Annotated in this window: 8 protein-coding genes and 1 other RNA gene; 1 reads left to right on the top strand and 8 read right to left on the bottom strand. The window is 40.0% G+C overall.

Going from position 1 to position 6,374, the window contains the following annotated elements:
* Positions 1 to 346: 346 nt before the first annotated feature.
* The 4 genes from copZ to AMR95_RS03615 all read right to left on the bottom strand — a co-directional run bounded on the left by copZ (position 347) and on the right by AMR95_RS03615 (position 3,346).
* Positions 347 to 553 (bottom strand): copper chaperone CopZ, encoded by a 207-nt coding sequence (gene copZ, locus AMR95_RS03630; protein ID WP_024423475.1) that lies wholly within the window; start codon positions 551 to 553, stop codon positions 347 to 349.
* 72 nt (positions 554 to 625) lie between these two features.
* A complete protein-coding gene (locus AMR95_RS03625; RefSeq protein WP_012011272.1) occupies positions 626 to 931 on the bottom strand; it encodes a metal-sensing transcriptional repressor in 306 nt (101 codons plus the stop codon).
* Positions 932 to 1,032: 101 nt separating this feature from the next.
* Positions 1,033 to 1,488, bottom strand: a complete 456-nt coding sequence (locus tag AMR95_RS03620; protein WP_058837615.1) for a DUF6376 family protein — start codon at positions 1,486 to 1,488, stop codon at positions 1,033 to 1,035.
* Between the two features lie 256 nt (positions 1,489 to 1,744).
* Positions 1,745 to 3,346: a histidine kinase N-terminal 7TM domain-containing diguanylate cyclase gene (locus tag AMR95_RS03615; protein ID WP_047202777.1), complete on the bottom strand. Its 1,602-nt coding sequence runs from the start codon at positions 3,344 to 3,346 to the stop codon at positions 1,745 to 1,747.
* Positions 3,347 to 3,585: 239 nt separating this feature from the next.
* Between AMR95_RS03615 and AMR95_RS03610 the strand changes: the two genes are divergently transcribed.
* Positions 3,586 to 3,825: a hypothetical protein gene (locus AMR95_RS03610; protein ID WP_058837614.1), complete on the top strand. Its 240-nt coding sequence runs from the start codon at positions 3,586 to 3,588 to the stop codon at positions 3,823 to 3,825.
* 91 nt (positions 3,826 to 3,916) lie between these two features.
* Here the strand turns inward: AMR95_RS03610 and AMR95_RS03605 are convergent, their stop codons facing one another.
* The 4 genes from AMR95_RS03605 to smpB all read right to left on the bottom strand — a co-directional run bounded on the left by AMR95_RS03605 (position 3,917) and on the right by smpB (position 6,272).
* Entirely contained in the window at positions 3,917 to 4,486 is a 570-nt protein-coding gene (locus AMR95_RS03605; protein WP_039181445.1) for a hypothetical protein, read from the bottom strand.
* Between the two features lie 7 nt (positions 4,487 to 4,493).
* Positions 4,494 to 4,967 (bottom strand): hypothetical protein, encoded by a 474-nt coding sequence (locus AMR95_RS03600; protein ID WP_039181448.1) that lies wholly within the window; start codon positions 4,965 to 4,967, stop codon positions 4,494 to 4,496.
* A 297-nt stretch (positions 4,968 to 5,264) separates the two neighbouring features.
* Positions 5,265 to 5,628: a transfer-messenger RNA gene (gene ssrA / locus AMR95_RS18725) on the bottom strand.
* 173 nt (positions 5,629 to 5,801) lie between these two features.
* Positions 5,802 to 6,272 carry an SsrA-binding protein SmpB gene (gene smpB / locus AMR95_RS03595; protein WP_012011279.1) on the bottom strand — a complete coding sequence of 157 codons (471 nt, stop codon included), beginning with the start codon at positions 6,270 to 6,272 and terminating at the stop codon, positions 5,802 to 5,804.
* Between the last annotated feature and the right edge of the window lie 102 nt (positions 6,273 to 6,374).

Genomic DNA, 6,374 nt, shown 5'->3' with positions numbered 1-6,374 from the left:
AGGAACAGCCGACTTGAAAACTTTTGGTCTTGGAATCGGTCTATTCTTAGTAGGTATTTTGCTTTATCCATTCATGTCAAAAGGATTTGCCAAAGGAACGGTATAAGAAAGACGTTTCTCCATTTCTGGAGACGTATCAGATTGTGACAAAGGGTTAAAATGATCTTTATTTTACCCCTTTGTCTTCCTTCTTTTCAGCGTGATAGAAAACCTTTGCAGTCTAGAAAGGACGAGTACCGGCGCGGAGCGAATTTGACATTCGTGAGCACCGGCACGCAGGACTGACAACGAATGCAAGGGTTTGTCTACACGCTGAGACGTGCTGTCATGCAGCACGTATGTTCATTTATACGACATCATATCCCTGTTCTTCAATCACATCAGAGATACGGTGTAATGTGACTTGATCCGGGTGAAATGAAACCTCCACCTGTCCTTTGTCTAAATGGACTTTCACAGATTCAACACCTGCTAATTCTCCTACATTTCCTTCGACTGCTTTCACGCAATGTCCACAAGACATGCCCTGCACTTGAAGTGTTGCTTGTTCCACTTCTCATCGCCTCCATCAATCATTTTCTACAACTTACTATACCCTAGTAGGGTATCAATGTAAACATAAATGCTACGATTTTGTCAGTTTCGTAAAGACCGTCATTAACTCTTCAATGGCTTCATCCCCATTGCCGCTCTTGATAGCATCTGCTACGCAATGATGTGTATGCTTTTCCATCAAATGCAGACTGACTTTTTTCAAAGCCGCATTGACTGCGGAAATTTGATTCACAACATCTATACAGTAACGATCGTTTTCAATCATTTGCTGAATCCCGCGAACTTGTCCTTCCACTCGTTTCAAACGATTGATCAATTGATCTTTTTCCTTCTCGGCTCTTGGCGAAGCCATATGTCGTTCTTCATGTTCTGTCATGTGTGATCACCTTTTTTCTATTATGACTTGTCATTACTTAAATTAAAGCATATCTCCACCGGAAAAGGCAAAGATATGCGGCATATAAAGCTATGTTTGTCCTAATTTGTTAATTGTTCGATATCCTGCAAAAGATTGACGGATTGTTGAAGCTGTTTCATCAATCCCTGCTGATCCTCCAGTATGGAGGCAGCATCGATATCGCCTGCTTTCAATTGCTGTAAATACGTTTGGATTTCCTCTGACAGCACTTTATTTTTTTCAATGATTTGTGCATGCAGGTCTTCTGCCATTTTTGGCGCTGTGACTTCATTAAAATCTTGAATATCTGCCTTCAATGATTCAAGCTGCTGCGTTAATTCTGCTTTTTTGGCGGCATTTTGCACAGCTTCTTCAGCGAGTTTTGGAAAGTCCTCTGTAAATTGCTGAATGTCTGTCACATAGTCATTTGCCTCAGTGACATATGTCGTTGTATCGTTGACCTGATCAAGCAAGCCGGAGCACCCGCTTAATACAAGCGTTCCGGAAAATAGGAAAGCCAGCACATATTTTTTCAAGATCGATCATCCTTTCATCTGTAGGATTAAAAGCATCATTTGTTCCGCTTCTCTATCACACAGATGCAAAAAGACCTTAAAAATAGCCAGACCTTTGCCTCATGTGTGATAGGCAAAGGTCTGGCTAACATTGTTCATGCCGGAATGGCCGAGAAACAACGAATGTTTCTGTAATGACGACCAGACCGTAAAAGCTACTCCCCTTTAGGAAACCGTTCAAATGTTATGTTTATCATATCGAATGTCGGGACAACAGTCAATTCGGGAGATCCTGCTCTTGATACAGCACATGACCCTTTCCAGTTGATGCATAAATCCGGTTCCGTCCTTGGCGTTTTGACATATACAAGGCCTGATCTGCTTCAAATAGAAGCGTTTCCAGTACACAAGGATCATTGGCTGTATGAGCAATTCCAAAGCTCGCTGTCACTCGCACTTTTTCCTCATCATTCTGAAAGAAACTTGTTTCAAACGAATGTCTGATTTGTTCCGCAATATGACAGGCCTCTTTAAATGACTGATGCGGCAGACAAATGGCAAACTCTTCTCCCCCGTATCGTCCAAATAAATCATCCATTTGTAAATGCTGCTGACAAATAGCAACAACATGACGCAGCGCTTCGTCCCCAATATGATGTCCGTGTGTGTCATTAATTTGTTTAAAGAAATCAATATCAAACAGCATAACCGCCGTATCCTGCGCATCCTCTTCCAAAATCAGCTGCGTTCGTTCGATGAAAGAAGAACGATTGAAAATATTCGTCAAACCATCGATATACGCACGACGTTCCAGCTCTTCCTGCAGCAAACGCTGCTCTGTTACATCACTGATCACTATTTGCCTGCCCTCGATCTCTCCTCTTTTATTAAATAGAGACGAAGCGGTCAGGTGATAATAGCAGGACTGGTCTTTTTCCTTTTTCCACATTAGATCATATTGCGAATGATCCTGCGGAGAGCGCAGCCACTGAATGAACGCTGAATCTTTGATGATTCCAGAGAAAATATCGTCGACTTTATAGCCAATTCCCTTTTTATTCGCAAGTGTCGGAATGATCGATGCTGCAGCGGGGTTGTAATCAATGAGTGTCCGATATCGATCTAAAATCAGAACCCCTTCAGACATATGCTCAAACACACGCTCCATTGCAATGGGAGAGATTTTAAAGAGCTGGAACGACATAATCGCCCATAAATAGAGTGCGTTAGTCAGAAACATCACCACAGGGACCGGATCAATATGAAAAGGAGTGACGCCTAATAAATAGATAAAAGAAGTCATAATGGGTAATAACATTCCCACTAACAGTATCAGAATCTGCTTTAAATATTCTTTTTTTGTGACACGTAAAAACCAAACCAGCATAAAAATAGCGAGCATCGAACAGCCAAACGTATAAACGCCATGGATGATATACCAATAGCCAATCGTAAAATCAGCCAATAAAAAACCATCTACTGGATTTATCGTGATGTCTCGATAAAAGAGCGAATGTAAAGAGTTGGTGAACACCAAAATGGTTGTGAGAGTTGGAATCAATAAGATGAGAAGCACGCGGCGCTTTGTGAAATATTGATGGAATCCCGTAAATTGCAGCACAATCAGCAGACTGAGCGGTGCGATAAACGGAAGACCTATGTATTGAAAACAAACCCAGAACATGATTTCTCCAGGGGTACGAGCCAATAATTCAAACGTATGCCCAAAGATATAAATCGCAGTTGCTCCAGACATGTACATAAACAATTGACAGCCAATATACCGATGGCGGTTTGCATGAGCAATGATTGATAATATCACGGACAGAATGCCAGAAACACTCATGATCACAATAAAATGTAAAACAATCGAATCCATGTAAACGCCCCAATTTCAGTCATTTAGAACTAGTCTAATCTTACTATATATGAGGAAGTCTCAAATGGGAAGATGTGATTTTGAATTGGTTGGAGGTTTTTTGTAAAATTTCAGGCGTTACCTGTTCGTGCCCCCTTATATTTTCACTACTTTTTGCTTAATTTGAGGGAGAAGTATGTTGCGCCCAGAAAAATATATGTACAATGTGGGGATCAATGGAGAGGAGACTCGAAAGGCATATGACTTTTTGGATCATCATGATGGGGCTGTTTATGCTGATTCTTTTGGAAAAACCGTTTGAAAAGAGAAGTTCTGGATTATTATTTTTGATCAGTTACTTGCTGCTGATTGCGATTTATGTGATTCAGACAACATTTGTGGAACTTGTGTCAGATGAATTTTTGATGATGTTTGCGGTGGTTGTCGTATTTCCTTTGTTTGTTCGGTTGGTGGTGTCTTCTATGAGAAAGGGTACATAAGAAAAGAGATGCCAGATATGGCATCTCTTTTTCTGTTGTGATCCAAGTTCGGTGTATCTCCCTTAAAAAGTTCCAGCATCATTTTTTAAAATCAAGATTTTGATTTGTCTTTTGGTGTATCTTTAGCTTTCTCATCTTCAATTTTACTAACTTCTGTTTTTGCAAGAACCATCTCTTCTAATGCTTTCTTCATTCTAGAATCTATGAAATTCAAATCATCATCAACGACCTTATCTTGCTTTGTAACCTTTATGATATCTTTGAAAACCGGTTCTAATTTGTCATCTGTTTTTACTAAGTAACTATTTACTTTTTTATACGTATCAGGAACTTTGTTTTCGTTTTCTTTGGCTTCGCTAAGTAATTCTCGCAGGCTATCAATTTTCTTCTCAAGTTCACTAGCCCATTCTTTATCATAAACATTATCCATTGGAACTAATGAAAAAAAGAAAGGCATAATTCTATCTTCAAAACGTTTTAAATACCCCTTATACCATGCAGCATATTCTTTATCGGTCATCTTTTCAATTTTTTCTTGTTTTGCCGGCGTTTTATTTGACGATGAACCGTTTGCTGCTTCATTTTTACCGCATGCTGTGCTCATCATCAATGTAAATACTAGAAGAAATACTGAAATCATTGTCCTTTTATTTGTCTTCATGTGTGAATTACTCCTTATCCTTTGAGACTTTTTCTACTTCGTCATCGGCTTTGGCTGTTTGATCGTATGCTTTGTCGAGACTTTTCGAAATGTTATCCAATGATTCAAGATCAAGATTTTCAAGTGCTTTCGGTGTTTCTTCTACGGCATATTGATATCCTTTGTTTGCTTTTAGCAAATACTCATGTGCTTTTTTATAAGCACCAGGAACGTTTTTCTTTTCATTACCCTCATCAATGACTTTTTGTACATCAAAAAGTGACTTCTCGACAGATCCAAGCCATTCATCATTACCTGCATCAATGGCCACCATCTTTTTAGCAAACACGAGCATTGTGTCTTCGATATCACTTCTGTAGTTCTCATACCACTCGGCATATTCTTTTTCTGCTTTTTGGTTGCTGCACGCTGTACCGAATACCATCAGCACAGCAAGCATGATCATCGTTGCGAATAGTGATTTAGTCTTTACTTTGTTCACTAAGATAAACTCCTTCTGCATTCCTGCTGTTATTTTCAAGCTTTAAATTTAATGAAATTGCCACTTGTATATGGTGTAACATTCCTACATTTCATCGGTTAAATAGTAGTTATATTTAGCTATTCATTCAATTTATTAGTAAATAGATCCTCATTTGGCTTTTCTGTTAAAAAATTATAAAAAGCATAAAAAAAGACGCTATCAATAGCGTCTTCTTGTATTTAATCTCAATTTTCATGTTGCCAGTCACGCATCAAGAGCTTTCAAACCCTTGATACGACTGCATTCTAAAAGTTTTGATGGAGACGGTGGGAGTCGAACCCACGTCCAGAGACATCGATTACTTAAGCGTCTACGAGCGTAGTCAACATATTTACGTGTTCACTCATCCTCATGCCTGCTGACGGGCGCTTGGAGAGCTAGTCTGATGGATCTCTTCTTACGTCCTCAGACGGAAACGTAAGCGTAGCCTACTTCATTGGGCTCCTCACAGACACATAGGCGATGTCAGGAAGAGCTCGCTGCGCTTATTAGGCAGCTAGTGCTAAGTTTTGGTTAAAACTTTTAGTTTTGCCAGTTACATTTAAGTGCGTGTTAACGAGATCGCCTCTCGGCTCGCAGCCTAAGCTCGAACCATCCCTGTCGAATCCGTAACGTCCCCTTGTAAAAGGGATATACGGGATGGAAGTTCAGCTTCACTGCTTCCGTATATAACTATTATAACAATCTCATCGCTCGAAACAACTGGTGGTTTCTGTCAAAACAGCGATGATTGTTTTCTGCATAACATATTGTAGCATAATGCTTCCGCTCTCAGCAAGCCATCTGCTCAGGCTAGAATTGCTTTTGACGATCGCGGAAGGCACGTTCGATTTCACGTTTTGCATCTTTTTTCTTCAGATCTTCACGTTTATCGTATTTCTTCTTCCCTTTCCCAATTCCAATTAACACTTTGGCAAAGCCATTTTTCAAATATAGTTTCAGAGGCACAAGTGAGTAGCCTTCTTCCTTTGTCGCACCAATCAATTTGCTGATTTGCTTGCGATGAAGCAGCAGCTTTCTTGTTCTCAGCGGATCATGGTTATAACGGTTCCCCTGTTCGTATGGGCTCACGTGCATGTTGTGAAGAAACACTTCTCCTCGCTCGATTTTGGCAAAGGAATCTTTTAAATTCACTTTTCCAGCACGAATCGATTTGATTTCAGTTCCTTGTAATACAAGGCCGGCTTCGTAAGTTTCTTCTATAAAGTAATCATGATTTGCTTTTTTGTTTTGGGAAACAACCTTTCCCTCTCCCTTTGGCATTGGCGTACACCCTCCTTTTGACACAGACACGGTCCAAATCGTACGGATTATTTTATCAAACAATCCACCTTTCGACAATGCTGACGCCATGTGGTCAAAAAG

It is taken from the genome of Bacillus sp. G1(2015b) (genome assembly GCF_001482475.1).
Classification (GTDB): domain Bacteria; phylum Bacillota; class Bacilli; order Bacillales; family Bacillaceae; genus Bacillus; species Bacillus safensis.
The sequence above is the reverse complement of the archived record's forward strand: the minus strand, read 5'-3'. Positions and strand labels throughout refer to the sequence as shown.